22 protein-coding genes are annotated in these 24160 nt (G+C 60.4%); 7 read left to right on the forward strand and 15 right to left on the reverse strand.

What is annotated here, in order from left to right; translation table 11 throughout:
* Positions 1–39: 39 nt before the first annotated feature.
* From arfA to leuS, 4 genes are all read right to left on the reverse strand, one after another.
* Positions 40–204, reverse strand: coding sequence for an alternative ribosome rescue factor ArfA (gene arfA, locus LOY38_RS04045; protein ID WP_003176285.1), 165 nt, complete (start codon positions 202–204; stop codon positions 40–42).
* A gap of 188 nt (positions 205–392) precedes the next feature.
* Positions 393–1430: a DNA polymerase III subunit delta gene (gene holA / locus LOY38_RS04050; protein ID WP_258698928.1), complete on the reverse strand. Its 1038-nt coding sequence runs from the start codon at positions 1428–1430 to the stop codon at positions 393–395.
* 39 nt (positions 1431–1469) lie between these two features.
* Positions 1470–2075: an LPS assembly lipoprotein LptE gene (lptE, locus tag LOY38_RS04055; protein ID WP_258698929.1), complete on the reverse strand. Its 606-nt coding sequence runs from the start codon at positions 2073–2075 to the stop codon at positions 1470–1472.
* 88 nt (positions 2076–2163) lie between these two features.
* Positions 2164–4770, reverse strand: coding sequence for a leucine--tRNA ligase (gene leuS, locus LOY38_RS04060; RefSeq protein WP_258698930.1), 2607 nt, complete (start codon positions 4768–4770; stop codon positions 2164–2166).
* Positions 4771–5050: 280 nt separating this feature from the next.
* Between leuS and LOY38_RS04065 the strand changes: the two genes are divergently transcribed.
* Together LOY38_RS04065 and LOY38_RS04070 are read left to right on the forward strand one after the other, a co-directional pair.
* On the forward strand, positions 5051–5371 hold the full coding sequence (locus LOY38_RS04065) for a hypothetical protein (RefSeq protein ID WP_258698931.1): 321 nt from the start codon (positions 5051–5053) through the stop codon (positions 5369–5371).
* A gap of 106 nt (positions 5372–5477) precedes the next feature.
* Positions 5478–6257 carry a YdcF family protein gene (locus LOY38_RS04070; RefSeq protein ID WP_258698932.1) on the forward strand — a complete coding sequence of 260 codons (780 nt, stop codon included), beginning with the start codon at positions 5478–5480 and terminating at the stop codon, positions 6255–6257.
* A gap of 94 nt (positions 6258–6351) precedes the next feature.
* On the opposite strand, the gene lnt is transcribed toward LOY38_RS04070, so the two are convergent.
* The 5 genes from lnt to miaB all read right to left on the reverse strand — a co-directional run bounded on the left by lnt (position 6352) and on the right by miaB (position 11841).
* Positions 6352–7875 carry an apolipoprotein N-acyltransferase gene (gene lnt, locus LOY38_RS04075; RefSeq protein WP_258698933.1) on the reverse strand — a complete coding sequence of 508 codons (1524 nt, stop codon included), beginning with the start codon at positions 7873–7875 and terminating at the stop codon, positions 6352–6354.
* Between the two features lie 17 nt (positions 7876–7892).
* A complete protein-coding gene (locus LOY38_RS04080; RefSeq protein WP_007909641.1) occupies positions 7893–8732 on the reverse strand; it encodes an HlyC/CorC family transporter in 840 nt (279 codons plus the stop codon).
* 5 nt (positions 8733–8737) lie between these two features.
* Complete coding sequence (gene ybeY / locus LOY38_RS04085) at positions 8738–9232, reverse strand: rRNA maturation RNase YbeY (RefSeq protein WP_258698934.1); 495 nt, start codon at positions 9230–9232, stop codon at positions 8738–8740.
* Positions 9225–10241: a PhoH family protein gene (locus tag LOY38_RS04090; protein ID WP_258698935.1), complete on the reverse strand. Its 1017-nt coding sequence runs from the start codon at positions 10239–10241 to the stop codon at positions 9225–9227. Before LOY38_RS04090 ends, ybeY begins: the two co-directional genes overlap by 8 nt.
* 271 nt (positions 10242–10512) lie before the next feature.
* Entirely contained in the window at positions 10513–11841 is a 1329-nt protein-coding gene (miaB, locus tag LOY38_RS04095; protein WP_258698936.1) for a tRNA (N6-isopentenyl adenosine(37)-C2)-methylthiotransferase MiaB, read from the reverse strand.
* 134 nt (positions 11842–11975) lie between these two features.
* Between miaB and LOY38_RS04100 the strand changes: the two genes are divergently transcribed.
* Complete coding sequence (locus tag LOY38_RS04100; RefSeq protein WP_007894425.1) at positions 11976–12305, forward strand: DUF1820 family protein; 330 nt, start codon at positions 11976–11978, stop codon at positions 12303–12305.
* 178 nt (positions 12306–12483) lie between these two features.
* On the opposite strand, the gene LOY38_RS04105 is transcribed toward LOY38_RS04100, so the two are convergent.
* The 4 genes from LOY38_RS04105 to LOY38_RS04120 form a co-directional block, all read right to left on the reverse strand.
* A complete protein-coding gene (locus tag LOY38_RS04105) occupies positions 12484–13038 on the reverse strand; it encodes a tetratricopeptide repeat protein (RefSeq protein WP_258698937.1) in 555 nt (184 codons plus the stop codon).
* A gap of 225 nt (positions 13039–13263) precedes the next feature.
* Positions 13264–14547 carry a glutamate-1-semialdehyde 2,1-aminomutase gene (gene hemL, locus LOY38_RS04110; protein ID WP_258698938.1) on the reverse strand — a complete coding sequence of 428 codons (1284 nt, stop codon included), beginning with the start codon at positions 14545–14547 and terminating at the stop codon, positions 13264–13266.
* Positions 14548–14563: 16 nt separating this feature from the next.
* On the reverse strand, positions 14564–15187 hold the full coding sequence (gene thiE / locus LOY38_RS04115) for a thiamine phosphate synthase (protein ID WP_258698939.1): 624 nt from the start codon (positions 15185–15187) through the stop codon (positions 14564–14566).
* An 18-nt stretch (positions 15188–15205) separates the two neighbouring features.
* Positions 15206–16003, reverse strand: a complete 798-nt coding sequence (locus LOY38_RS04120) for a hydroxymethylpyrimidine/phosphomethylpyrimidine kinase (protein WP_258698940.1) — start codon at positions 16001–16003, stop codon at positions 15206–15208.
* A gap of 415 nt (positions 16004–16418) precedes the next feature.
* Here LOY38_RS04120 and LOY38_RS04125 point away from each other — a divergent pair, with 415 nt between their 5' ends.
* From LOY38_RS04125 to LOY38_RS04140, 4 genes are all read left to right on the forward strand, one after another.
* Positions 16419–18797, forward strand: a complete 2379-nt coding sequence (locus tag LOY38_RS04125) for a hybrid sensor histidine kinase/response regulator (protein WP_258698941.1) — start codon at positions 16419–16421, stop codon at positions 18795–18797.
* A 75-nt stretch (positions 18798–18872) separates the two neighbouring features.
* The gene (locus LOY38_RS04130; RefSeq protein WP_258698942.1) at positions 18873–20522 is read left to right on the forward strand and encodes an acyl-CoA dehydrogenase family protein; all 1650 of its coding nucleotides are present in this window, start codon (positions 18873–18875) and stop codon (positions 20520–20522) included.
* A gap of 208 nt (positions 20523–20730) precedes the next feature.
* Complete coding sequence (amn, locus tag LOY38_RS04135) at positions 20731–22230, forward strand: AMP nucleosidase (protein ID WP_258698943.1); 1500 nt, start codon at positions 20731–20733, stop codon at positions 22228–22230.
* Positions 22231–22377: 147 nt separating this feature from the next.
* Positions 22378–22944 carry a pseudouridine synthase gene (locus LOY38_RS04140; protein WP_258700649.1) on the forward strand — a complete coding sequence of 189 codons (567 nt, stop codon included), beginning with the start codon at positions 22378–22380 and terminating at the stop codon, positions 22942–22944.
* On the opposite strand, the gene LOY38_RS04145 is transcribed toward LOY38_RS04140, so the two are convergent.
* Entirely contained in the window at positions 22939–23148 is a 210-nt protein-coding gene (locus LOY38_RS04145; protein ID WP_007937369.1) for a DUF2788 domain-containing protein, read from the reverse strand. The two genes, LOY38_RS04140 and LOY38_RS04145, sit on opposite strands and share 6 nt — an antisense overlap.
* A 214-nt stretch (positions 23149–23362) precedes the next feature.
* Complete coding sequence (locus LOY38_RS04150) at positions 23363–23842, reverse strand: Lrp/AsnC family transcriptional regulator (RefSeq protein WP_007937367.1); 480 nt, start codon at positions 23840–23842, stop codon at positions 23363–23365.
* Positions 23843–24160: the final 318 nt, after the last annotated feature.

Here is a 24160-nt window from a genome sequence, read left to right on the forward strand (position 1 = left end):
CAGGTGCAGACCTTAACATGTTGAGCGATGGCTTGCCTTTCAGGCCGCCAGAAAGTAAGAAGCCTCCCAGCTATTAGACTGGAAGGCTTCGCGGCGGTAGCTGCCTTTGCCCTTGCCGGCTCGTTCCTGACGGCTGCGGAACAGTGGCTGGGCGATGATGGATTTGGCCTTGTTGGGGCCATGCTTGGATGGCTTTTTGCTCATGATGATTTCTCGCAAGTGAGTGGGTTTTGCGGGGGGAATAATCTGCCGAAGTTGGGGGGCTGTCTATAGGGCAGTTGGATGTGTGTTGTGTAGGAAAAAAGATCGCAGCCTTCGGCAGCTCCTACAGGAGAACGCGATTCTCTGTAGGAGCTGCCGAAGGCTGCGATCTTTTGATTTTTCTTTTGATCTTATTCGGCAGGCAATGTCAGCCGCTGCCCGGCCATCAACAACGTCAACCGGCTCAAACTCATCCACGGCGAACCCGCCGCCTGGCCTTTGATCTGTGCGTCGATGCGCTGCGCTTCGAGCAGCAACTGCGCCCAGCGTTGCGCCGAGTAGCGTTGCAGCGCCTTGCTCATCAGCGGTTTGCGCTTGTCCCAGACGGGCGGTCGGGCCTGGCTGAAGGCTTTATCCAGCGGCACCCCCTGGCTGTATTGCAGCGACAGATTGGCCAGCAGTCGCAGCTCCCGGGCCAGGGCCCAGAGAATCACCGGCGGTTCGACGCCTTCACCGCGCAACCCTTCGAGCATGCGCAGGGCGTGGGCAGCCTCGCCATTGAGAATCGCATCGGTCAGGCCAAAGACATCGAAACGCGCACTGTCGGCCACCGCCGCTTGCACGGTTTCGACTGTAATCTGGCCACCTTCGGCCATCAGCTTGAGCTTTTCGATTTCCTGGGCGGCGGCCAGCAGGTTGCCCTCAACCCGTGCGGCGATCAGTTCGACAGCGTCCTGGCTGGCGGAAAGCCCGGCCTGGGACAGTCGTTGACGGATCCAGCTGGGCAACTGGTTGGTGTCCACTGGCCAGATCTGTACGAACTGGGTCTGCGGACCCTCGACCAGCGCCTTGCCCCACTTGGTCTTCTGCGCGCTACCGTCAAGCTTGGGCAGGCTGATCAGCAGTACCGTGTCTTCGGCCGGGCGCGAGCAGTATTCGATGAGTGCGGCGGCACCTTTGTCACCGGGTTTGCCGGAGGGCAGACGCAGTTCCAGAAGACGTTTTTCAGCGAACAGCGACATGCTGGCGCCAGCCTGCAGCAGCGTACCCCAGTCGAAACTGGCGTCGGCGGCGAAGACCTGGCGTTCATCGAAACCTTGTTGGCGGGCAGCGGCGCGAATGGCGTCGGCGGCTTCCTGGCACAGCAGTGGGTCATCGCCACTGATGATGTAGACCGGCGCGAGGGCGCCTTGCAGGTGTTTGCCGAGTTGGGCGGGGGCGAGTTTCATAAGAAGAGGCGAACGGGGCGCCTGAGCGCCCCGTAAGGCTTACTGCCGTGGCAGTTCGACAGGCGACTGACGCGGAGTCTCCGCTTCAGCCTTCTGCGCCGCTTCCAGCGCGGCGGCTTCAGCCTTGGCCCTGGCGTCGGCGGTCTGTTGCAGCTGTTCCAACTGAGTCGGGGTGAGCTGTTGCAGACGCAGCATCATGCGTTGGACCAGTTCACGACGAATCTCGCGGCGGGCATCGTTGGCTTCCTGGTCGGAACCTACCAGGTTGTTGCCGTCGTGGATGAACACCTTCTGCACTTCAAGCTTGTCGCTCAGCAGTGGCAGGTTACCCTGACCACGGATGTCGTAATTGAGCACGGTGGTCACCTGGTACTCGCCAGTACGGCCGGCACCGGCATAGCTGAGGATGCGCTGGCTTTCCTGCTCATCGGTCAGCACCAGTTTGTAAGATGCGCCGGTGTAGACCCTGACGCCGCTGCTTTCCAGCACCTGACGCAATTGCGTCACGGTTTCGCCGTAGGCATTACGGGCGCTCAGGTCGAGTTCCTTGATCGCCAGTTCGGTGGTGCCGGTGCCACGCAGCTGGAAACCGCAGGCGCTCAGCAGGACCGCAAGGCCCATCACCAGCAAATTGCGTTTGATCATCTTGTTGCTCCCCTTGAAACCATGTGGGCCGGTCAAGCGGCCCGAAAGGTTTTACTCGGCGCCAGGCTCGCCTGGCGCCCGATCCAATTTAGCTGGCGACGATATTGACCAGTTTCCCGGGCACTACGATCACTTTGCGAATAGTCAGGCCGTCGACGAAACGCAGCACGTTCTCGTTGGCCCGAGCGGCGGCTTCGACTTCTTCGCGGCTGGCGCTGGCCGGCATTTCGATGTGGCCGCGCAGCTTGCCATTCACTTGAATGACCAGTTGCAGGCTGTCCTGTACCAGGGCGCTTTCGTCCAGTACAGGCCAACCGGCATCGATCACCGGGTCGGCGTGACCCAGGCGATGCCACAGCTCATGGCTGATGTGCGGGGTGATCGGGGCCAGCAGCAGAGTCACGGTTTCCAGGCCTTCGTGAATCAGCGCGCGATCCTGCTCGGTGCCTTGTGGGGCTTTTTCCAGCACGTTCATCAGCGTCATCACTTGAGCGATGGCGGTGTTGAATTTGTGGTTCTGGCCGACGTCGTGGCTGGCCTGCTTGATGGCCTGGTGGATCGAACGGCGAATGGCTTTCTGCTCGTCGTTCAGGCTGGCGACGTCCAGTTTGCCCGGCAGGCCCTGAGTGACGTGCGCTTGAGCCAGGCGCCAGACGCGCTTGAGGAAGCGGTGCGAACCTTCTACTCCTGAGTCGGACCATTCCGCGCTCATGTCAGGTGGCGAGGCGAACATCATGAACAGGCGGCAGGTGTCTGCGCCGAACTGGTCAATCATCGACTGTGGGTCAACGCCGTTGTTCTTTGACTTGGCCATCTTCTCGGTGCCACCGATTTCCACCGGCAGGCCATCTGCGATCAGCTTGGCGCTAATGACCTTGGCCTTGCTGTCGCGTTCGAGTTCGACGTCCGCCGGGTTGAACCAGGTGTAGGCGCCGTTGGCTTCGCGACGATAGTAAGTCTCGGCGATCACCATGCCTTGGGTCAGCAGGTTCTTGAACGGCTCGTTGGAACTCACCAGGCCTTCATCGCGCATCAACTTGTGGAAGAAGCGCGCGTAGAGCAGGTGAAGAATGGCGTGTTCGATACCACCGATGTATTGATCCACCGGCAGCCAGTGGTCGGCCGCCGATTTTTCTACCAGGCCACCTTCATAGTGCGGCGAGGCGTAGCGGGCGTAGTACCACGAGGACTCGACGAAGGTGTCCATGGTGTCGGTTTCACGCTTGGCCGGTGCGCCGCATTTCGGGCACGAGCACTCGTAGAACTCGGGCATGCGCGCCAATGGCGAACCAGCGCCATCGGGTACGACGTCTTCCGGCAATACGACAGGCAACTGATCTTCCGGGACCGGCACATCACCGCAAGTATTGCAGTGGATGATCGGGATCGGGCAGCCCCAGTAGCGTTGACGGCTGATGCCCCAGTCGCGCAGACGGAATTGGGTGCGCGAGGCGCCGAGGTTTTTCTTGATCAGCGCCACTTCGATGGCGTCGAAGGCGCCTGCGAAGTCGAGGCCGTCGAATTCGCCGGAGTTGATCAGCGTGCCGTGCTCGCCGTATGCATCCTGCCAAGGGGCCGGGTTGGTGTCACCTGCACTTGTGCGGACCACGGATTTGATCGGCAGGTTGTACTTGGTGGCGAACTCGAAATCACGTTCATCGTGTGCCGGAACAGCCATGACCGCGCCATCGCCGTAATGCATCAGCACGTAGTTGGCGACCCACACCGGGAGCTTCTCACCCGTCAGCGGGTGCTCGACGAACAGCGAGGTCGGCAGACCTTTTTTCTCTTGAGTGGCGACGTCGGCTTCGGCGACGCTGCCGCCCTTGCATTCAGCGATGAACGCTTGCAGCTCGGGGTTGTTTTGCGCGGCCAGGGTCGCCAAATGGTGTTCGGCGGCCACGGCAACATAGGTTGCGCCCATCAGGGTGTCCGGACGGGTGGTGAAGACTTTCAGCGCACCGGTTTCGCCGATGGAGGCGACGTCGTACGGGAACTGTACTTCCATGCCACGGGATTTGCCGATCCAGTTGCGCTGCATGGTCTTGACCTGTTCAGGCCAGCCCGTCAGTTCGTCGAGGCTTTCCAGCAGTTCATCCGCATAAGCGGTGATCTTGAAGTAGTACATCGGGATTTCGCGTTTCTCGATCAGCGCGCCGGAACGCCAGCCGCGACCGTCGATCACTTGCTCGTTGGCCAGAACGGTCTGGTCGACCGGGTCCCAGTTCACGGTGCCGCTTTTTTTGTAAATCACGCCTTTTTCGAACAGGCGAGTGAACAGCCATTGTTCCCAGCGGTAGTAATCGGGCTTGCAGGTGGTCACTTCGCGGGACCAGTCCACCGCCAGGCCCAGGCTGCGCAGCTGGCTTTTCATGTAGGCGATGTTTTCGTAGGTCCACTTGGCGGGCGCTACGTTGTTCTTCATCGCGGCGTTTTCCGCCGGCATGCCGAAGGCGTCCCAACCCATGGGTTGCAGGACGTTCTTGCCTTGCATGCGCTGGTAGCGGGAGATCACGTCGCCGATGGTGTAGTTGCGCACGTGCCCCATGTGTAGCTTGCCGCTGGGGTAAGGGAACATCGACAGGCAGTAGAAAGTCTCCTTGCCTGGCTGTTCACTGACTTCAAAGGACTTTTGCTCGTCCCAGAATGACTGGGCGGCGGCTTCGATTTCACGGGGCTGATATTGTTCGTGCATGGCTACTTTTGAACTGAATAGGGGTGGCCTAATCCTCTTCAATGCGACGCTGGACGGTGACAACGCCAAATCGGCGTTTCGGTGCCCAGGCGAGCTGGAAGTGGAGTTACAGGAAGCGCCGTAGCATACATGACCGCACTCTATCGAGGGAAACCCTGATTACACGCAAGGGCGAGGCCAATACCCGCCCCGAGGGCCGTTGGTCGCGGCGCTCAGCCGGTTTTTTCAGCGAAGCTAAGCTCTAAAAGGGGAGTGAGTCTTATCTTCAATGAGGTGATGGATGGTTGAGTCACAGCAAAAAGCTACAAAACCGGAGTTGTACGAAAGGCTGATAGACCGTCTCGCAATGGCCTTGGATGCGGCCAAAACCGCCGGACGGCTTCGTGATGAGCGTCCCCTGGAGCTGGAATTGCGTGGTTTGACCCCCGAAGAGTTTGACCTGGTCAAGGCCTATCTGGACCGCAGTGAACGTGAAACGCACGGATGCTTGTCAGTAGCAGTGAAGCAACTCGAGGCACCACGTTCGGCCAAGATCATCTGGCTCAAGGACAAGGCATCCGGCGGAGGCGCGGTAAAGGTCCGGTCTCTGCAATTCAAGTAAGGGCACTTGAAGCCATGGAATATGGTTTTTTGAAGCAAAGTCCTTCTGTATTTGTTGTCGCATTGCGTCAACCCACCTAGGCTTCGGGCATCTATGGAGATGCCCGATGCCTTTTCGTTATTTCGTTAAACAACTTCTATTGCCGCCCGGCATTCTTTTGCTGTTACTGGTGCTCGCCTGGTGGTGGCGCCGCTCAAGGCCGAGGCTGGCGGGAGTGTGCTTTGTCCTGGGCGTGGGCGGCTTCTGGTTGATGAGCCTGCCAGTGATAGTGGAGTGGAGCGCCAGGGCCCTGGAACGCGAGCCGGCGCTGGCGCGCGAGGAGTGGGCAAGCCTGGGCCAGCGCGCTGACGCGATTGTGGTGCTGGGTTCGGGCCGCGAACGTGGCGATCTGGCCTGGGGCGTCGACCAGCCGACCGGCGTAGGCCTGGGGCGTGAACGCTATGCCGCGCGCCTGGCCAAGGCGTCCGGCTTGCCGATTCTGACCAGCGGCGGTCTGCATTACGGTACCCCGCCGACTGAAGCGCAGCTGATGGCGGACTCGTTGCTCGATGATTTTGGCGTGACGGTGCGCTGGCAGGAAGGGCGCAGCCGCACGACCTGGGAAAATGCACAGTTCAGCGCCCAGGTATTGTTGCCGCAGGGGATCAAGCGGGTGGTGGTCGTGACTCAGGCGTGGCACATGCCGCGGGCGGTCTGGAGCTTTGAGCAGGCCGGATTTGAGGTGGTGCCGGCGCCGGTGGGGTTCTTGGGCGTGGACAATGCCCGGCCACTGGGGGGGTGGATGCCGGAATTCAAATCGATCTGGCAATCGGGGCAGTTGATGAATGAGGCGGTGGGGCAGATCGGGTATTCGATGTTTTATCGAGGCGATGTTGAGGCTGATTGATGTTGTGCCTGTGATGCCGTCTTCGCGAGCAAGCCCGCTCCCGCACTGGATTTTCTGTATACACAGATCAAATGCGGGCTTGCTCGCGAAGCTTTTAAACGGTCTTCGCCATCCGGCTAGCGATCAGCGCCCAGCCAAATAACAACACGCAAATAATGATCAACGGCCACGAACGCCATTCCAGGTACGGCGTCAGGTTGTGCATCGGTACTACTTCGCCGTACAGGATGCCTTGTTCGAACTGAGGGATCTGCGCAGTGATCTGGCCAAACGGGTTGATCAGGCCAGTCACGCCGTTGTTGGTCGCGCGGATCATCCAGCGACCGGCCTCAAGTGCGCGCATCTGTGCCATCTGCAAATGTTGCAGCGGGCCGATCGAGGTGCCGAACCAGGTGTCGTTGCTGATGGTCAGCAGCAAATCGCTGCGGGCGGCGAGGCCGGCGGCGAATTCCGGGTAGACCACTTCGTAGCAGATGAACGGCGCAATCTGATAACCCTTGGCTTGCAGCAGTGCCTGATCGGTCGGCCCACGGGCAAAGTCGGACATTGGCAGGTCGAAGAAGGCGATCAGGCCGCGCAAGATGTCCTGCAGCGGAACGTACTCGCCGAACGGCACCAGTTTCTGTTTCAGATAAGTGCCATCGCCTTCACCGACAACGGTAATGCCGTTGAAGAAGCGCTTCTCGTGACGGACTTCCTGGCGAATCGGCACGCCGGTAATCAGCGCGGACTTACGCTCGGCCGCGAAGCTTCCCATCATGTTCAGGTAGCCCTCGACGGACTCCTTGAGCACCGGGACCGCCGTTTCCGGCCAGATCAGCAGGTCGACGGGTTTGGAGCTGAAACTCAAGTCGCGGTACAGCGCCAACTGCGCGTTGAGTTGCGACGGCTCCCATTTCATGCTTTGTTCGATGTTGCCCTGAATCGCCGCGACGCTCAGCGGTGCGCCCGCCGGGTTGGTCCAGGCATGCTCCTTGAGCGCCATGCCGGCCACCCATGGACCCGCCAGCAGCAACACACCGACAGCGATGAAGCCTTTACGGCCAGTGCGGACCAGTCGTGCAGCGTTGTAGATCAGCGCGGCCGTCAGGGCCAGAGTGAAGGAGATCAGCCACATCCCGCCGACCGGCGCGAGCCCGGCCAGTGGGCCGTCGAGCTGACTGTAGCCGGAATAGAGCCACGGGAAACCGGTGAGGAACCAGCCGCGAAAGGCTTCCTGGCCCACCCACAACGCCGCAAACGCCAAGGCGTCGGCCAGGGGGGCTTCGTTACGACGTAGCCAGCGCGCCCAAAGCCAGGCGGGCAGGGCGAAGAACCAGGCAATCGCCGCCGTGAAGATCAGCATCAGGAAACCGGCCAGCAGCACTGAAGCGCCACCGAAGTGGTGAATGCTGTAGTAGATCCAGCTAGTGCCTGCGGCAAACAGGCCAAAACCGAAACACCAGCCTCGACCCAGGGCCTGGCGGGGGCTCAGTTCACGCAAGCCGGCGTAAAAGAAGCCGACCGCCAGCAATGCCAGCGGCCAGATATCGAAGGGCGCCAGGGCCAGGGTGGTGAGTGCACCGGCCGCCACGGCCAGCAGGTTACCGGGCCAGCCGGGGCGGGTCATACGACGCATTTCAATCCTTAGAAAAATTACCGGGCAATAGGTGTCAGGCGCAGCAAGTGAATCCGACGGCTGTCGGCGTTCAGGATGCGGAAGCGATAGGCGCCGATTTCAGTGATTTCGTTGCGTTTTGGCAAGTGCCCGAACGCGCTCATCACCAGACCGCCGACGGTGTCGAATTCGTCGTCGGAGAATTCGCTGTCGAAGAACTCGTTGAAGTTCTCGATCGGCGTCAGGGCCTTGATCAGGAAGTCCCCGCTGGGCAGCGGCTTGATGTAGCTGTCTTCTTCGACGTCATGCTCGTCTTCGATGTCGCCGACGATTTGTTCCAGAACGTCTTCGATGGTCACAAGGCCAGCCACACCGCCGTATTCGTCAATGACGATGGCCATGTGGTTGTGGTTGGCGCGAAACTCGCGCAGCAGCACATTCAGGCGCTTGGACTCGGGCACGAAGGTGGCCGGGCGCAGCAGGTCCTTGATGTTGAAGCTGTCGCCGTTCTCCTTGAGGATCAACGGCAGCAAGTCCTTGGCCAGCAGCACGCCCATCACGTCATCGTGGCTTTCGCCGATCACCGGGTAGCGGGAGTGGGCCGAGTCGACCACGGCCGGCAGAAACTCGCGAGGTGTCTGGGTCGCCTTGATGCTGATCATCTGCGAGCGCGGGACCATGATGTCCCGTACTTGCAGGTCTGCAACCTGGATGGCGCCTTCGACGATGGCCAGCGCTTCGCTGTCCAGCAACTTGTTTTGGTGTGCATCGCGCAGCAGCTCCAGCAGCTCCTGCCGGTTCTTCGGCTCGTGGGCAAAAGCCTGGGTGAGCTTACCCAGCCATGACTTCTGCCCGTTGCTCGATCGATCTTCGCTCATAGCGATTACTCTGAATCCTTTGTTGTAACGATAGGGGATGTGTCTGTTTCGTCGTCCGCATAAGGATCCGGATGACCCAGTTCTGCAAGCAACGTTCGTTCCAGTGCTTCCATTTCTTCGGCTTCCTCGTCATCTATGTGGTCGTAACCAAGCAGATGCAAGCAGCCGTGAATGACCAGATGCGCCCAGTGGGCCTTTAATTCCTTGCCTTGTTCCGCCGCTTCGCGCTCGACTACTGCTACGCAGATCACCAGATCGCCCAGCAGTGGAATGTCGAGAAACTCGTCGGGCACATCGGCCGGGAACGACAAAACATTGGTGGCGTAGTCTTTCTGCCGCCAGGTGAAGTTCAGTTCGCGGGCTTCCTCTGTGTCGACCAGACGGATGGTCATTTCGGAGTCGGCAGTACGCTGGCGCAGGGCCAGTTCGCACCATTGACGGAATTCGGCTTCGCTTGGGGCAGACGCTTCGGTAGCCAGTTGCAGATCAAGCTCAAGCATCGGGGCGAGTGTCCTTGGGAGAGAGCTTCGCCGGTTCGTCGGCTGTGCGATTTTCGAAGCGCTCGTAGGCTTCGACGATTCGCTGCACCAACGGATGGCGCACCACGTCCTTGGGCATGAAATGGGTGAAGCTGATACCCGGCACGTCTTTCAGTACTTCGATCACATGGTGCAGCCCGGACTTGGTGCCTTTCGGCAGGTCGACCTGGGTGATGTCACCGGTAATGACCGCGGTGGAGCCGAAGCCGATCCGGGTCAGGAACATCTTCATCTGTTCGACGGTGGTGTTCTGGCTTTCGTCGAGGATGATGAAGCTGTTGTTCAGCGTACGGCCGCGCATATAGGCCAGCGGCGCGACTTCGATCACCTGACGCTCGATCAGCTTGGCGACGTATTCGAAGCCGAGCATTTCGTAGAGTGCGTCGTAGAGCGGGCGCAGGTACGGGTCGATTTTTTGCGACAGGTCGCCGGGCAGGAAGCCGAGCTTTTCGCCCGCTTCAACCGCCGGACGGACCAGCAGGATGCGACGAATCTGCTCGCGCTCCAGCGCGTCTACCGCGCAGGCAACGGCCAGATAGGTCTTGCCGGTACCGGCCGGGCCGATGCCGAAATTGATGTCGTTACCGAGGATTTCCTTCACGTAGCGCAGCTGATTCAAGCCGCGAGGGCGAATCATGCCTTTCTTGGTGCGCAAGGCGACGGACGGTTCGGCGGGGGAGTGGTCGTCCAGTTGCTCGACGGCCGATTCCTGCAGGAACAGGTGAACCATGTCCGGCGACAGCTCGGTACCCTTGGTTTCCCGGTACAGGCGGCGCAGGAGGTTTTCCGCGGAGGTGGTGTGTTTGGGTTCGCCGATCAGTTCGAACTGGTTTCCGCGGTTGCGGATCTCGATGGTCAGGCGCTGTTCGATCAAGCGCAGATGCTCGTCGAATTGCCCGCACAGATTGGCGAAGCGCCGAGCTTCAAAGGGCTCGAGGATGAAGCGATGTGGTTCTATGGGTGCGTTCAAGGTCGTATTTAGCCGCCCTGGGGCAATTATGATGAAATCAAGGATAACGCCAGTCGCCTGGGTGCGAAAGCTCTTAAACAGACCAATCACTAACGGTCACTTCATGTCTGTGGCGAGGGAGCTTGCTCCCGTTGGAGTGCGAAGCACTCCCTTCCCGGTCTCTGCAGTTTACAGGGTTGCATCGAGTCGCTTGGTTTACGACTGCTTCGCAGCCGAGCGGGAGCAAGCTCCCTCGCCACACAAACCCGCTCCCTGAGGGGGGAATGCGCTGTTATTGGATCAGCGAGCCCCGCAGCGAGTGCGGTTGTGCGGCGTCGATGTGTACGTCAGCGAACTGGCCGATCAGGGTCGGATTGTCGCAGCGGAAGTTGACGATACGGTTATTCTCGGTCCGGCCTTGCAGTTCGCCGGGGTCTTTTTTCGAATAATCGGTGACCAGGATCCGCTGAGTGGAGCCGACCATTTGTCGGCTGATCTCGAACCCTTGCTGGTTCAGGCGATGTTGCAGGGCGTTCAGGCGTTCTTTTTTCAGCTCTTCCGGCGTTTCGTCGGCCAGGTCGGCGGCCGGAGTGCCCGGGCGTTGGCTATAAACGAACGAGTAGGAGAAGTCGAAGCCGACGTCTTCGATCAGCTTCATCGTCTGTTCGAAGTCTTTCTCGGTCTCGCCCGGGAAGCCGACGATGAAGTCCGAGCTGATGCAGATCCCCGGCACGGCGGCCCGCAGCTTGCGCAGTTTGGATTTGTACTCCAGCGCAGTGTGGTTACGCTTCATCGCCGCGAGGATGCGGTCCGAACCCGATTGCACCGGCAGGTGCAGGTGTTTCACCAGTTCCGGCACGTCGGCGTGAGCCTGGATCAGGCTGTCGGAGAACTCCAGTGGGTGCGAGGTGGTGTAGCGAATCCGGTCGATACCATCGACAGCGGCCACCACCCGGATCAATTCCGCCAGGTCGGCCAGGCGTCCATCGTGAGTGGTGCCGCGATAACCGTTGACGTTCTGCCCCAGCAAGGTCACTTCGCGCACGCCGTTTTCGGCCAGGTGAATGATCTCGGCAATCACGTCATCGAACGGTCGGCTGACTTCTTCACCGCGGGTATAAGGCACCACGCAGAAGGTGCAGTACTTGCTGCAGCCTTCCATGACCGACACATAAGCGCTCGGCCCGTCGATACGTGGCTCGGGCAGGTGGTCGAATTTTTCGATTTCCGGGAACGAGACGTCGACTTGCGGCAGTTTGGTGGCGCGCGCAGCGTTGATCATTTCCGGCAGGCGGTGCAGGGTTTGCGGGCCGAACACCACGTCTACGTACGGAGCGCGATCACGGATGGCCGCGCCTTCCTGGCTGGCCACGCAACCGCCGACAGCGATCACCATGTCCGGGTTGGCCAGTTTCAGCTCACGCCAGCGACCGAGTTGGGAATACACCCGGTCCTGGGCGCGTTCGCGGATCGAGCAAGTGTTGAGCAGAATCACGTCGGCGTCTTCAGCGCGGGCAGTGACTTCCAGGGCCTGATGTTCGCCCAGCAGATCGACCATGCGCGAGCTGTCGTACTCGTTCATCTGGCAACCGTGGGTTTCGATGTAAAGCTTCTTGGCCATGGACCCCAGTCTCACGTGATTCAAAGAACCGCGCATTATAGGGAACATGCACCAAGGTTCCTACCGTTGCGCGTCCGGTGGCTATGCTATAGTTCGCGCCCTCATTTTTATCCCCGATGTGTTACCCGCCCACCATGACCAAACGTGAAGCTCCAATCTACAAGGTGATTTTCCTCAATCAGGGCCAGGTGTACGAAATGTACGCCAAGCAGATCTACCAAAGTGATCTGTGGGGCTTCCTGGAAGTGGAAGAGTTCGTCTTTGGCGAGCGCACACAAGTGGTCGTCGATCCGAGCGAAGAGAAGCTCAAGGCTCAGTTCGAAGGCGTTGTGCGCAGTTTCGTGCCGATGCATTCGATCGTGCGTATCGACGAGGTCGAACGCCTCGGCACACCGAAAATCAGCGAAGCCCGCGGCGCGGTCGGCAATGTCATGCCGTTTCCGATGCCGATGCCTGAGAAGTAAGCCACGGATTGAGTGGCTAGTGGGGCTTGTTGTGGCGAGGGAGCTTGCTCCCGTTGGGCTGCGAAGCGGCCCTGAAATCAGCCTCCGCTACCTTCTGGACAGACCGCGTGTGCCGACTTTACGACTGCTACGCAGCCGAGCGGGAGCAAGCTCCCTCGCCACAGGGGGCCGTGTCAATTCAGGGAAGTGGCGAAAACGGTGTACGCCCATCGGCGCTCTGCAATTCCATCAGGTATTTACGGAAAATTTGCCCCAGCACCTGGGTAGCGACTTCCAGATCTTCGCGGGACATTTTTTCGGCGACTTCGTCGGCGGTGTCCAGCGCGTCTTCGGCACCATTGACCGCGGCCATTTTCAGCACGATATAGGCCTGAACGTTATTGGCCGGTACGCCTTCGCCGTGGAAGAACATGGTGCCGAGTTTGAATTGCGCCTGGGCATGGCCTTGCAGCGAGGCTTTTTCGAAGTAGCTCAGGGCTTGATTGAGGTCGCGCGGCGCGTGTTTGCCGTTGTAGTAGAACTCACCCAACTCGTATTGCGCTTGCGCATCCCCTTCATCCGACGCTTTCTGGCAGGCGGCGAGCGCTTGCGCCAGGTCTTGCGGCTGAGTATTGAGGGTGCAGCGACCCATCGCCGGGATCAACAACGAGTTGCCGCCTGCTTGTGCGAGCGCGAGCAGGGGCTGAAGGAGCAACAGGCAGCCCAGTGCAAGGGTGCGGCCGGTGCGGTTCATGGGAATCGACTTACCTCTGAGGGGCGCGCGGACCCATCGAGGGATCCAATAAGCGCGCATTATGAAATAAGCGAGGCCAACCTTACAAAGTCTTTACTCGTTTTTCTGCTGCGCGGGGACTATATCGCCTACTTTGCGGGGGATTATGGGTAGACGAGTAGGAAAAAGGGCGGGAATGTAGGTGAAAGCTGACGCTGGCAATGGCCAACGTCAGCGTCGCAGCTTTTATTTCAGTGCGGCGAATGCACGCTCGGCAGCGTCCAGCGTCAGTTTCAACTCGGTTTCGCCGTGGGCGATCGAGGTGAAGCCGGCTTCGAAGGCACTCGGCGCCAGGTACACACCACCTTCAAGCATCAGGTGGAAGAAGCGCCCGAACAGGTTCGCATTGCTGGCCATGACGTCATCGAAGGTCACGATATCGTCGGCGCCGGTGAAGTACAGTCCGAACATGCCGCCGGCCTGAGTGGTCACGAACGGAATGCCGGCGGCGTCGGCGCGCTGTTGCAGGCCATCGAGCAGACGGCTGGTGTAGTCGCTCAACTCAGCGTGGAAACCAGGGCGACTGATCAGGCGCAGAGTGGTCAGGCCAGCCGCCATCGCCAGCGGGTTGCCCGACAACGTGCCAGCCTGGTAGACCGGCCCCAGTGGCGCGATCTGCTCCATGATTTTGCGTTTGCCGCCGAAGCAGCCAACCGGCATGCCGCCACCGATGATCTTGCCGAAGGTGCTCAGGTCCGGCGTTACGCCGTAAAGAGCTTGGGCACCACCGAGGGCGACACGGAAACCGGTCATCACTTCGTCGAAAATCAGCACCACGCCGTGCTTGTCGCACAGGGTCCGCAGACCTTCGAGGAAACCCGGTGCCGGCGGTACGCAGTTCATGTTGCCGGCCACTGGCTCGACGATGATGCAGGCCACGTCCTGGCCAACTTCGGCGAGCAGGGTTTCTACCGCGTCGATGTCGTTGAACGGCAGGGTCAGGGTGTGTTTGGCGAACGCTGCCGGTACGCCGGCCGAGCTCGGTACGCCCTGGGTCAGGGCGCCGGAGCCGGCCTTGACCAGCAGGCTGTCGGAGTGACCGTGGTAGCAGCCTTCGAACTTGATGATGCTGTCGCGACCGGTGAAACCACGGGCCAGGCGGATGGCACTCATGGTTGCTTCGGTGCCGGAGCTGACCATCCGCACCATTTCCATCGACGGCACGATCGAGCAGACCAGATCGGCCATTTCGGTTTCCATCGCGGTCGGGGCGCCGTAGGACAGGCCGTGTTCCAGCTGTTTGCGCACTGCATCCAGTACGTCCGGGTGGCTGTGGCCGAGAATCATCGGGCCCCAGGAACCGACGTAATCCACATAACGCTTGTCGTCTTCGTCGGTGACGTAGGCGCCTTCGGCGTGCTTGAAGAACAACGGTGTGCCGCCAACGCTCTTGAACGCGCGAACCGGCGAGTTCACGCCCCCGGGGATGTGTTTCTGGGCATTGGCAAACAGGGTTTCGGAACGAGACATGATTTGGCTCTCAAAATCAGACTTTAAGTAATTCATTGAATGCGCGGGCACGGCGTGTCACTTCAGCCGTGCTCTCTGCGCCAAACAGGCCATGCACCACCGCCAGCAGATCGACTCCGTGGGCCACCAGCGGGGCGGCGTTGTCCAGGGTGATGCCGCCGATCGCGCAGATCGGCAGGTGCAGTTGGCTGCGGGCCTGGTCGAGCAGTTCGAGGCTGCACGCCGGTGCGCCGGGCTTGGTGTTGGAATTGAAGAAGCGGCCGAAGGCGACGTAACTGGCGCCTTCTTTGGCGGCAAGTTCGGCGAGTTCGAGTTGCGCGTGGCAGGTCGAGCCGATGATTGCGTGACGCCCCAGCAGTGCCCGAACCGGCATCAGTGGGCCATCGGTCTGGCCCAGGTGCACGCCTACGCCCAATCGTGCGGCCAGTTCGGCGTCGTCGTTGATGATCAGCTGGGTCTTGTAGCGTTCGCACAGATCGCGCAGCGCTTCGGCCTCACGCAGGCGGCGGGCTTCATCGCTGCTTTTGTCGCGGTATTGCAGCAGGGTGACGCCGCCTTCCAGCGCCGCCTCCACGTATTCGAGCAATTTACCGGCCAGTAACTGGCTGTCGGTAATGGCGTACAGGCCACGTAGTTTCATCGGACAGCCCTCATGGCGTTACGAACAGAAATCCAGCGGCAGGCGGCGCGGCACGAACTGTCCTTTGCCCAGCTGTTCCGCATCCCGCAGAGTGCGCCAAGTGTAGTCAAGCGCGGTCTGTACGGCACTGGCGAGTTGTTCACCCTGGGCCAGGCGACCGGCGAGGGCGCTGGCCAGCGTGCAACCGGAGCCGTGATAGCTGCCGGGCAGACGCTGGCAGGTAAAGGTGTCGCGGCGACCGTCGCGGCTGTACAGGCGATTGTGGATTTCGTGTTCATCGCCATGGCCGCCGGTGATCAGCAGGTGTTTGACGAATGGCAGGAGTTTTTCAGCGCACTCGTCCGCGGTGCCTTCGGGCAGTTCGGCGAGGATGCGGGCTTCGGGAAGGTTGGGGGTGGCAATGATCGACAGCGGCAGCAGGCGTTCGCGCATGGCGTAGCCGACTTCGTCCTTGCCCAGTCGTCCGCCACCACCGGCGCGCAGCACCGGGTCGCAGACCACCGGCAGATGCGGGTGCGCCGAGAGCAGTTCGACCACGGTGTCGACCATTTCCAGGGAACCGAGCATGCCCAGTTTGACGGCAGCGACTTCGGAGTCGTTGAGCACGGCGTTGGCCTGGGCCAGCACCCACTCGCGATCGAGGACGCGGAAGTCAGTGACGTTGACGGTGTCTTGCACCGTCAGGGCGGTGACGGCCGGAGCCGCATGGCAACCCTGAGCGAGCAGGGCTTCGATATCTGCCTGCAAGCCGGCGCCACCACTTGGGTCGTGGCCGGAGAGACAGAGGACAACGGGGCGAGAGCTGTAGATATTCATGGTGCGCGAGCTTACCACCAAACATGTTTTTCGGGTGTTGTGGCAGCCATCGCGGCCGATACAGTGTGGCGAGGGGGCTTGCTCCCGTTCGGCTGCGAAGCAGTCGTCAGGTGTAGCCGACAGCATATTTTGGGGCCGCTACGCAGCCCAACGGGAGCAAGCTCCCTCGCCACAGGTGTTCACCACCCGCCGGGGCATTCTCACAACCTGACAAAGCCTACAGCTCTAACTCAATATATAGAGCTGGAACGCTTGTTCTAGAGCCTTTGTAGGAAAAATTTCAATGGTGTTCAATGGCCATCAACGGCTATGCTAGAGTGGATCCAAACCAATAACAGGTAATACCGGTTTTACGTCTACTCAAAAGGAATGGGGGGCTTCCTGACAGGACCGGACAGGCCACTCTGGGGCTTAAATGCGCTATTTGCTGATGTTGCTGTTGTGCTTGCCCCTCCTGGCGAGCGCCGTCGAATTCGACGAGTTCACCCAGAGCCTTCCCCTGGGCCGAACGATGCAGGTTTATGAAGACGCGGGCGGTCACGCGACCATCGCCGATGTCCGTGCACAAGCCGCGGCCGGGCTCTTCAAACCCCACGATAAAGCCACCCTCAACGCCGGTTATTCGCGTTCGGCGTTCTGGCTGAAAATCGACCTGCAGTACCGCCCGACCAACCCGTCGGTACAACGGACCTGGTTACTGGAACTGGCCTATCCGCCCCTCGATCACCTTGATCTCTATTTGCCCGATGCTGGTGGTGACTATCAATTGGTCCGGCAGACCGGCGATGCGTTGCCGTTCGCCACTCGCCAGATCCGTCAGAACAACTACCTGTTCGATTTGAATTTTGCGCCTGAGCAGGCGCAAACCGTGTACCTGCGCCTGCAAAGTGAAGGCTCGATTCAGGCGCCCGTCACCTTGTGGTCGAGCACCGCTTACCTTGAAGAGCAGCCTGTCCGGCTCTATGTGCTGGGGCTGATTTACGGCGTGTTGCTGGGGATGCTGGTCTACAACCTGTTCATCTTCCTCAGCGTGCGTGACACCAGCTACCTCTACTACATCGTCTATATCGCCTCGTTCGGCTTGTATCAACTGTCGGTGAACGGCGCGGCCGTGGAGTATTTCTGGCCGGATAATCCGTGGTGGGCCAACGCCGCGACGCCGTTCTTCATCGGCTGTTCAGGTTTGTTCGGCAGCCAGTTCGCCCGCAGCTTCTTGCAGACGGCCACCCATAGTCGCTGGCTCGACCGTTTGTTGTTGGCGTTGATTGCGTTCAGTGCGGTAGTGGTCGGGTTGTCATTGATGACCAGTTACGCCCTGGCCCTGCGTCTGGCGACGATATTGGCGCTGGTTTTTACCGTGATCATTTTCGCCGCCGGGATCTTCGCCTGGTGGCGAGGCTTGAGGGTGGCGCGGTACTTCATCATTGCCTGGTCGGCGTTCCTGCTCGGTGGCGTCGTCAACACGATGATGGTGTTGGGGTATTTGCCCAACGTGTTCCTGACCATGTACGCCAGCCAGATCGGCTCGGCGGTCGAAGTGGCGCTGCTGTCCCTGGCCCTGGCCGATCGCATCAACGCCATGCGCGAGCAACAGGCACAGACGTTGTTCGATGCCGGCCAAAAACTCGAAGTGCTGAACCAGCAACTGGCTCACAGTAACAAGCTCAAGGACGAATTCCTCGCCACCCTGACCCACGAATTACGCACCCCCATGAACGGTGTGATCGGTTCGCTGGAGCTCATGCAGACGGTCGAGATGAACCCTGAACTGGAGCAGTATCAACAAACGGCCGCAGGTTCGGCGCGGGACATGATGCGCATGGTCAACGGCATCCTCACCCTGACCGAATTGCAGGCCGGCAAGCTCAAGGTCTATCCGGACACATTCAGTTTGCGCAGTGTGGTCGAGGCCTTGCGCCTGCAGTTCGATGGCAATGCGTCCAGCAAGTCGCTGGACTTCAAGGTCGAGGTAACGCCCGGACTGCCGGATCGCTTGCACGGCGACAGCGGCAAGTTGGTGCAATGCCTGGAGTGCCTGCTGGATAACGCGATCAAATTCACCCGGGTCGGCGGACTGGCGTTGCGCGTGACGGGCAAACCGGTGGAGCCCGGTCGACTGGCGTTGTCCTTTGCGGTGATCGACACCGGCATTGGCTTTACCGATTTGGGGGAGGCAACCCTGTACCAGCGCTTCTTCCAGCTCGACGGTTCGATGACCCGTGAATACGGTGGTCTGGGCGTTGGCCTGGCGATTTGTCGGCAACTGGTCGAATTGCTCGACGGGCGCTTGAGCCATCGCTCGGAACCGGGCCGCGGCAGTCGCTTCCAACTGGATGTCGAGTTTGAGCTGCCCGTGGTGGAACCTGCGCCCTCGATCATGCGGCAAGCTGCCCGCCTGCGTCAGCCTCAGGACTGCACGGTGTTGCTGGTCGATGACAACAGCATCAATCAATTGGTGATGCGCGGCATGTTGCTGAAACTTGGGTTCCAGGTGCGCACCGCCGACAGCAGCGTCGCCGCGCTCGATCACTTGCAGCGTGAAGCCGTTGACGCGGTACTGCTCGATTGTCAGTTGCCGCCACTGGACGGCGTCTCCATCTGTAGTCGGATCCGCGCCTTGCCGGGTTGCGCCGAATTACCCGTGTTCAAGATTGCCCTGAGTGCGGACCGAGCGCACTGCCCGAGTGACACCTTGGTCGACTACCTGAACAAACCGGTGAAATTCGAAGACTTGCAGGCGGCGCTTTATCGACGGGTGCTCTGTCCGGGACAAGGCGAAAGCGCCGACAGTTAGGCAGATATGCCACTTTGTTCAGCCTCGGGGCGGTGCTTAACTGAAAGTCCCTTGGCTGGCCAAAGGAGCCCCGTCATGAACCTGCATCAGTTCGCCGAAACCCACGAAGTCACCAACCAGCCACCGTCGCTGGACGGCACCAACCTTTATCGCATCGACCTGCCTTTGCAGGAGTGGTCGCGGCGGTTCGATGCCGGTTGGGCCGAATCGCGGATCGACGCTTACGGCGCATTGGCCGGCGGGCCGCTGATGGAAGCGGGGTTTGCGGCCAATCAGAACAAACCGGTGCTCGTCAGCCATGACCGTTATGGCCATCGCATCGACCTGGTGGAATTTCACCCGGCTTATCACGAGTTGATGCGCACGGCCGTGGAGCATGGCCTCACAGGCTTGCCCTGGACCGACCCGCAACCGGGCGCCCACGTTGCCCGTGCGTCCATGACGTATTTGCACAGTCAGGCTGAAGCCGGTAGCGGTTGCCCGTTGACCATGACTTTCGCCAGCGTCCCGGCGATGCGTCTGCAACCGGATCTGGCCAAACAATGGCTGCCGAAAATCCTCGCCACCGAATACGACCCACGCAATGTCGGCATGGCCCACAAGGCTGGTGTAACCATTGGCATGGCCATGACCGAGAAACAGGGCGGCACCGATGTGCGGGCCAACACCACCAAGGCTTATCCGGTTGGCGCCAGTGGTCCCGGTCAGGCGTATGAACTGGTGGGCCACAAGTGGTTCTGTTCGGCGCCGATGTGCGACGCCTTCCTGACCCTGGCCCAGACGGACAAAGGGCTGACCTGCTTCCTGCTGCCGCGTCATCGCCCGGACGACACGCGCAATCAGTTCTACATACAGCGGCTGAAGAACAAACTCGGCAACTGGTCCAACGCCTCCAGCGAGGTGGAGTTCCGTGGCGCCCTGGCCTGGATGGTCGGTGAAGAGGGGCGGGGTGTTCCGACCATCATCGAAATGGTTGCCATGACCCGCTTCGATTGCATGGTCGGCTCCAGTGCGCTGATGCGCCAGGCCCTGACCCAGGCCAGCCATCACTGCGCCCACCGCAAGGTCGGTGGCAAGTTGCTCAGCGAACAACCCTTGATGCAAAACGTGCTGGCCGACCTGGCCCTGGAAAGCGAAGCTGCCTTGGCGCTGAGCCTGCGCATGGGCCGGGCGCTGGATCATCTGGATGACGACCACGAAGCGAAATTCGCCCGACTGGTGACGGCGGTGGGCAAGTACTGGATCTGCAAGCGCGCGCCCGCGATGATCAACGAAGCGGCCGAATGCATGGGCGGCGCCGGTTATGTCGAAGAAAGCATCCTGCCGCGACTGTACCGTGAGGCACCGGTCAACTCGACGTGGGAAGGTTCCGGCAACGTGCAATGCCTCGACGTGTTGCGCGCGCTGTCGAAAGAGCCGGGTGTGCTCGATGCGCTGTTCCACGAGTTGGGCGATGGCCATGGTGACAAGCGCCTGACGGCGCACATCAGCCAATTGCAGGCGGCGTTCAAGGACACCGACGACATTCAATACCGTGCCCGCCAGCTCACCGAAGACATCGCCTTGGGACTTCAGGCCAGGCTATTGCTGGAGGCCGGTAACGCGGCGGTCAGTGATGCCTTCATCGCCAGCCGCCTCGGTTCGGCCGGTCGGGTATATGGAACGTTGCCACGCGGGCTGGATGTGGACGCGATTGTGGCCCGGTCGACTCCGCAAGGTTTCTGACAACAATGTTGATCAACAGCACTGAAACCTGTGGGAGCGGCGGTGCGGCGATCCGACTTGCCCGCGATGGCGGTTTAACATTCAACATGGATGCTGTCTGACACACCGCTATCGCGGGCAAGCCCGCTCCCACAGGGTCTGTCTGCGCATCACATCTTGATGTACAACCAACACGCCACTGTTCCCGTGAAGCGACGATGCAGGCAAGATGAGGGTCTGCAAGTCAGAACACAGGAAGCTGATCGTGACCGAAGCGTTTATTGTCGTTCAAACCGCCGAGCAAGCCGTGGATCGGCTTGCTGTCTTGCACGAGCGTGCAACCACCGCGCTGAATCAGGCGCTCAAGCGTTATCTCAAGGATCGCGTCGAGCCGGACGCTGAACAGCGTGCCCTGTTTCGTTATCCCGAGTTGCGTCTGACCTACCTTTGCCAGGGCGAAGTCCCACAGACCACCCGCGCCTATGCCAAGGTTCAATTGCCGGGGACCTACAGTGTCACCGTCACTCATCCGGCAGCCTTCCGCAAATACCTGCTGGAACAACTTGTCCCGTTGATGCACGACTTCACCGTGACCGTGGAAGTCGGCGTCAGCCAGCAGAACATTCCTTATCCGTACGTGGTCGAGCAGGGCGATGAGCTGGCCGGCTCCGGCGTCACCGCTGCGGTGTTGGCGCGAGTGTTCCCGAGTACCGATTTGTCGGCCGCCACCGATGGCATTGCCGATGGCTTGTACGATTGGGAAAACACCGATCCGCTGCCATTGGCCCTGTTCGACGCCGCGCGGGTGGACTTCTCCCTGCGCCGACTGGTGCATTACACCGGCAGCGACTGGCGCCATGTGCAGCCGTGGATTCTGCTGACCAACTACCACCGCTACGTCGACCAGTTCATCGTTCATGGCCTGGAGCAACTGCGCAACGACCCGCGTTTTGTGCGCATGGTGTTGCCGGGCAACGTGATCATCGAAAAGGGCATGGACCACGGCGAAGCCTCGGCGATTGCCGCGGGCGTGGTCTGGCATCGTTATCAGATGCCGGCCTATCACCTGATCGCCAGCGATGGCCATGGCGTGACCCTGGTGAACATCGGTGTCGGCCCGTCCAACGCCAAGAACATCACCGATCACCTGGCGGTGCTGCGTCCGCATTGCTGGTTGATGATCGGCCACTGCGGCGGCTTGCGTCAGTCGCAGACCATTGGCGATTACGTGCTGGCCCACGCTTACATGCGCCGCGACGGGATTCTTGACCGGGTCGTGCCGCCGAACATTCCGATTCCAGCCCTGGCCGAAGTGCAGATGGCGTTGCAACAAGCGGCGGCCAATATCACCGGTGAGAAGGGTGACGAGCTGAAGAAACGCCTGCGCACCGGCACCGTGCTGACCTACGACGACCGTAACTGGGAACTGCGCTGGGCGCAGGAACGTCCGCTGATCAACCTGTCCCGCGCCGTGGCGGTGGACATGGAAAGCGGCACCATCGCCGCGCAAGGGTATCGTTTGCGGGTGCCTTACGGCACGTTGCTGTGTGTGTCGGACAAACCGCTGCACAGCGAAATCAAATTGCCGGGTTCGGCCAACGCTTTCTATGAACGCGCGGTCAGCCAGCACTTGAAGATCGGCATCGAAGCGGTGGATCTGTTGCGCACTGAGCTCAACTCGCTGCACTCGCGCAAACTGCGCAGCTTCGACGAACCGCCGTTCCGCTAACGGTTTGTCGTGGTCATTTGGCGGTCAGGGCACTAGCATTAGCAGCCCTGACCGTTAGATGTTCTTCTCGCCATGTCTCGTCCTCCACGTCCCGTTTCTCGCCGCCCCGGCGTGAAGCCTGCGCCATCCTCTTCAGCCCCGCGACGTATCGCCAAAGCGCCGCCGGCCGAGCCGAAGCTGATTCTGTTCAACAAACCTTTCGATGTGCTGACGCAATTCAGCGACGGCGAAGGGCGGGCGACGCTCAAGGATTTCATCGAGATTCCGGGGATTTACCCGGCAGGGCGGCTGGACCGTGACAGCGAAGGCTTGTTGTTGCTGACCAACGACGGCCAGCTTCAGGCGCGGATTGCCGACCCGAAACACAAACTGGCCAAGACTTACTGGGTGCAAGTGGAAGGCGAACCGAGCGCCGAGCAGTTGCAGCGCTTGCGCGATGGCGTCGAGCTGAACGATGGCATGACGTTGCCGGCCGAGGCGCGACAACTGGATGAGCCTGAACTGTGGCCGCGCAACCCGCCGGTGCGCTTTCGCAAAAGTGTGCCGACGAGTTGGCTGGAACTGGTGATTCGCGAAGGCCGCAACCGTCAGGTGCGGCGCATGACCGCGGCGGTCGGCTTGCCGACGTTGCGCCTGGTGCGGGTCAGAATCGGTGACTGGTCGATCGAAGGGCTCGATCAGGGCCAGTGGAAGGAAGTGCCGGCGCGTTTATAGAGTGCCGGATTCGATCAGGCCGATGACCACGCTTTTGATCACGAATGCGGCCACGCCCAGCCCCAGTACAAAGAACAGAATGAACGAGCCGAAGCGCCCGGCCTTGGATTTTTTTGCCAGATCCCAGACGATGAAACCCATGAAAATGATCAGGATGCTGACCAGGCCAGTCATCATCCACTCTTCGAAAACTGCAGGATCCATCGAACATCTCCAGCGCGGGCGGGGCTAAAAAGGGCGGGGCGAGTATACGCCAAGGGCGATTGGCGGGGCATTGACGTGCGTCGGTGTGCCGCAGTCATTCGTCGCCTGTGCCGACGCCATCGCGGGCAAGCCCGCTCCCACAAGGTTTTGTGTCGAACGCAATACTGTGACTGACGCAAAACCTGTGGGAGCGGGCTTGCCCGCGAAGGCGTCTTCAGCTGCGCAAATGAGTCAGCGGCAACTCGGTGCTGTTGAGCACCTGATTCAACACGAAACTCGAGCGCACACTGGTCACCCCTTCAATCCGGGTCAGATGCCCCAGTAGCAGTTTCTGATAGTGATCCATGTCCGGCACCACCACCTTGAGCTGATAATCGGCATCCATCCCCGTCACCAGGCTGCATTCCAGCACTTGCGGCAAGGTGCGAATGGCGGCTTCGAAGTTCTCGAAGCGTTCGGGTGTATGGCGGTCCATGCCGATCAGTACATAGGCGGTCAGGCTCAGGCCGAGCATCTTGCGATCCAGCAAGGCGACCTGGCGGGAGATGTAGCCGTCGTCTTCCAGTTGCTTGACCCGCCGCGAGCAAGGCGAAGGCGACAGGCCGATGCGTTCGGCCAGCTCCTGATTGGAGATACGCGCGTCGCGCTGTAATTCCGCCAGAATGCTCAGGTCGTATCGGTCGAGTTTGCTCATCAATCAGGCCTTTGTCATAACTATTGCGGAGGATTATCTATCCTGAGTTAAAAATTGCGCAAGTGATGTTTATTTGAGCAATCTTCGCAATCCTCTGCCACTGCGCCGGGCCTATTCTTATCACCAGAATCACTGCTCGGACAAACAGTCCAGTGCGGCTCGCCCAATCAGGCCAGCTGCGGTCGCCACCCCCACCGGGGTTGTGTCGGCCCCCGAGCTACACACTGTCCACAAGACGGCGTGAGGTGAGCCGACGTCATAAGCGTCGAGCACGGACGAAGTTTTCAAAGGGAGGCCGACGGGTCTCCCTTTTTTCTT

Origin of the sequence: Pseudomonas sp. B21-015 (assembly GCF_024749285.1) — a bacterium.
Lineage (GTDB): Bacteria > Pseudomonadota > Gammaproteobacteria > Pseudomonadales > Pseudomonadaceae > Aquipseudomonas.

Excerpts from the sequence above, each read along its gene's own strand:
- miaB (WP_258698936.1), bottom strand. The coding sequence starts at position 11,841 with ATGGCCAAGAAGCTTTACATCGAAACCCACGGTTGCCAGATGAACGAG.
- LOY38_RS04105 (WP_258698937.1), bottom strand. The coding sequence starts at position 13,038 with ATGAACCGCACCGGCCGCACCCTTGCACTGGGCTGCCTGTTGCTCCTT.
- hemL (WP_258698938.1), bottom strand. The coding sequence starts at position 14,547 with ATGTCTCGTTCCGAAACCCTGTTTGCCAATGCCCAGAAACACATCCCC.
- LOY38_RS04130 (WP_258698942.1), top strand. The coding sequence starts at position 18,873 with ATGAACCTGCATCAGTTCGCCGAAACCCACGAAGTCACCAACCAGCCA.
- LOY38_RS04150 (WP_007937367.1), bottom strand. The coding sequence starts at position 23,842 with ATGAGCAAACTCGACCGATACGACCTGAGCATTCTGGCGGAATTACAG.
- LOY38_RS04065 (WP_258698931.1), top strand. The coding sequence starts at position 5,051 with ATGGTTGAGTCACAGCAAAAAGCTACAAAACCGGAGTTGTACGAAAGG.
- lnt (WP_258698933.1), bottom strand. The coding sequence starts at position 7,875 with ATGCGTCGTATGACCCGCCCCGGCTGGCCCGGTAACCTGCTGGCCGTG.
- LOY38_RS04120 (WP_258698940.1), bottom strand. The coding sequence starts at position 16,003 with ATGAATATCTACAGCTCTCGCCCCGTTGTCCTCTGTCTCTCCGGCCAC.
- holA (WP_258698928.1), bottom strand. The coding sequence starts at position 1,430 with ATGAAACTCGCCCCCGCCCAACTCGGCAAACACCTGCAAGGCGCCCTC.
- lptE (WP_258698929.1), bottom strand. The coding sequence starts at position 2,075 with ATGATCAAACGCAATTTGCTGGTGATGGGCCTTGCGGTCCTGCTGAGC.
- LOY38_RS04145 (WP_007937369.1), bottom strand. The coding sequence starts at position 23,148 with ATGGATCCTGCAGTTTTCGAAGAGTGGATGATGACTGGCCTGGTCAGC.
- thiE (WP_258698939.1), bottom strand. The coding sequence starts at position 15,187 with ATGAAACTACGTGGCCTGTACGCCATTACCGACAGCCAGTTACTGGCC.
- LOY38_RS04070 (WP_258698932.1), top strand. The coding sequence starts at position 5,478 with ATGCCTTTTCGTTATTTCGTTAAACAACTTCTATTGCCGCCCGGCATT.
- amn (WP_258698943.1), top strand. The coding sequence starts at position 20,731 with ATGAGGGTCTGCAAGTCAGAACACAGGAAGCTGATCGTGACCGAAGCG.
- arfA (WP_003176285.1), bottom strand. The coding sequence starts at position 204 with ATGAGCAAAAAGCCATCCAAGCATGGCCCCAACAAGGCCAAATCCATC.
- LOY38_RS04100 (WP_007894425.1), top strand. The coding sequence starts at position 11,976 with ATGACCAAACGTGAAGCTCCAATCTACAAGGTGATTTTCCTCAATCAG.
- LOY38_RS04125 (WP_258698941.1), top strand. The coding sequence starts at position 16,419 with ATGCGCTATTTGCTGATGTTGCTGTTGTGCTTGCCCCTCCTGGCGAGC.
- ybeY (WP_258698934.1), bottom strand. The coding sequence starts at position 9,232 with ATGCTTGAGCTTGATCTGCAACTGGCTACCGAAGCGTCTGCCCCAAGC.
- leuS (WP_258698930.1), bottom strand. The coding sequence starts at position 4,770 with ATGCACGAACAATATCAGCCCCGTGAAATCGAAGCCGCCGCCCAGTCA.
- LOY38_RS04080 (WP_007909641.1), bottom strand. The coding sequence starts at position 8,732 with ATGAGCGAAGATCGATCGAGCAACGGGCAGAAGTCATGGCTGGGTAAG.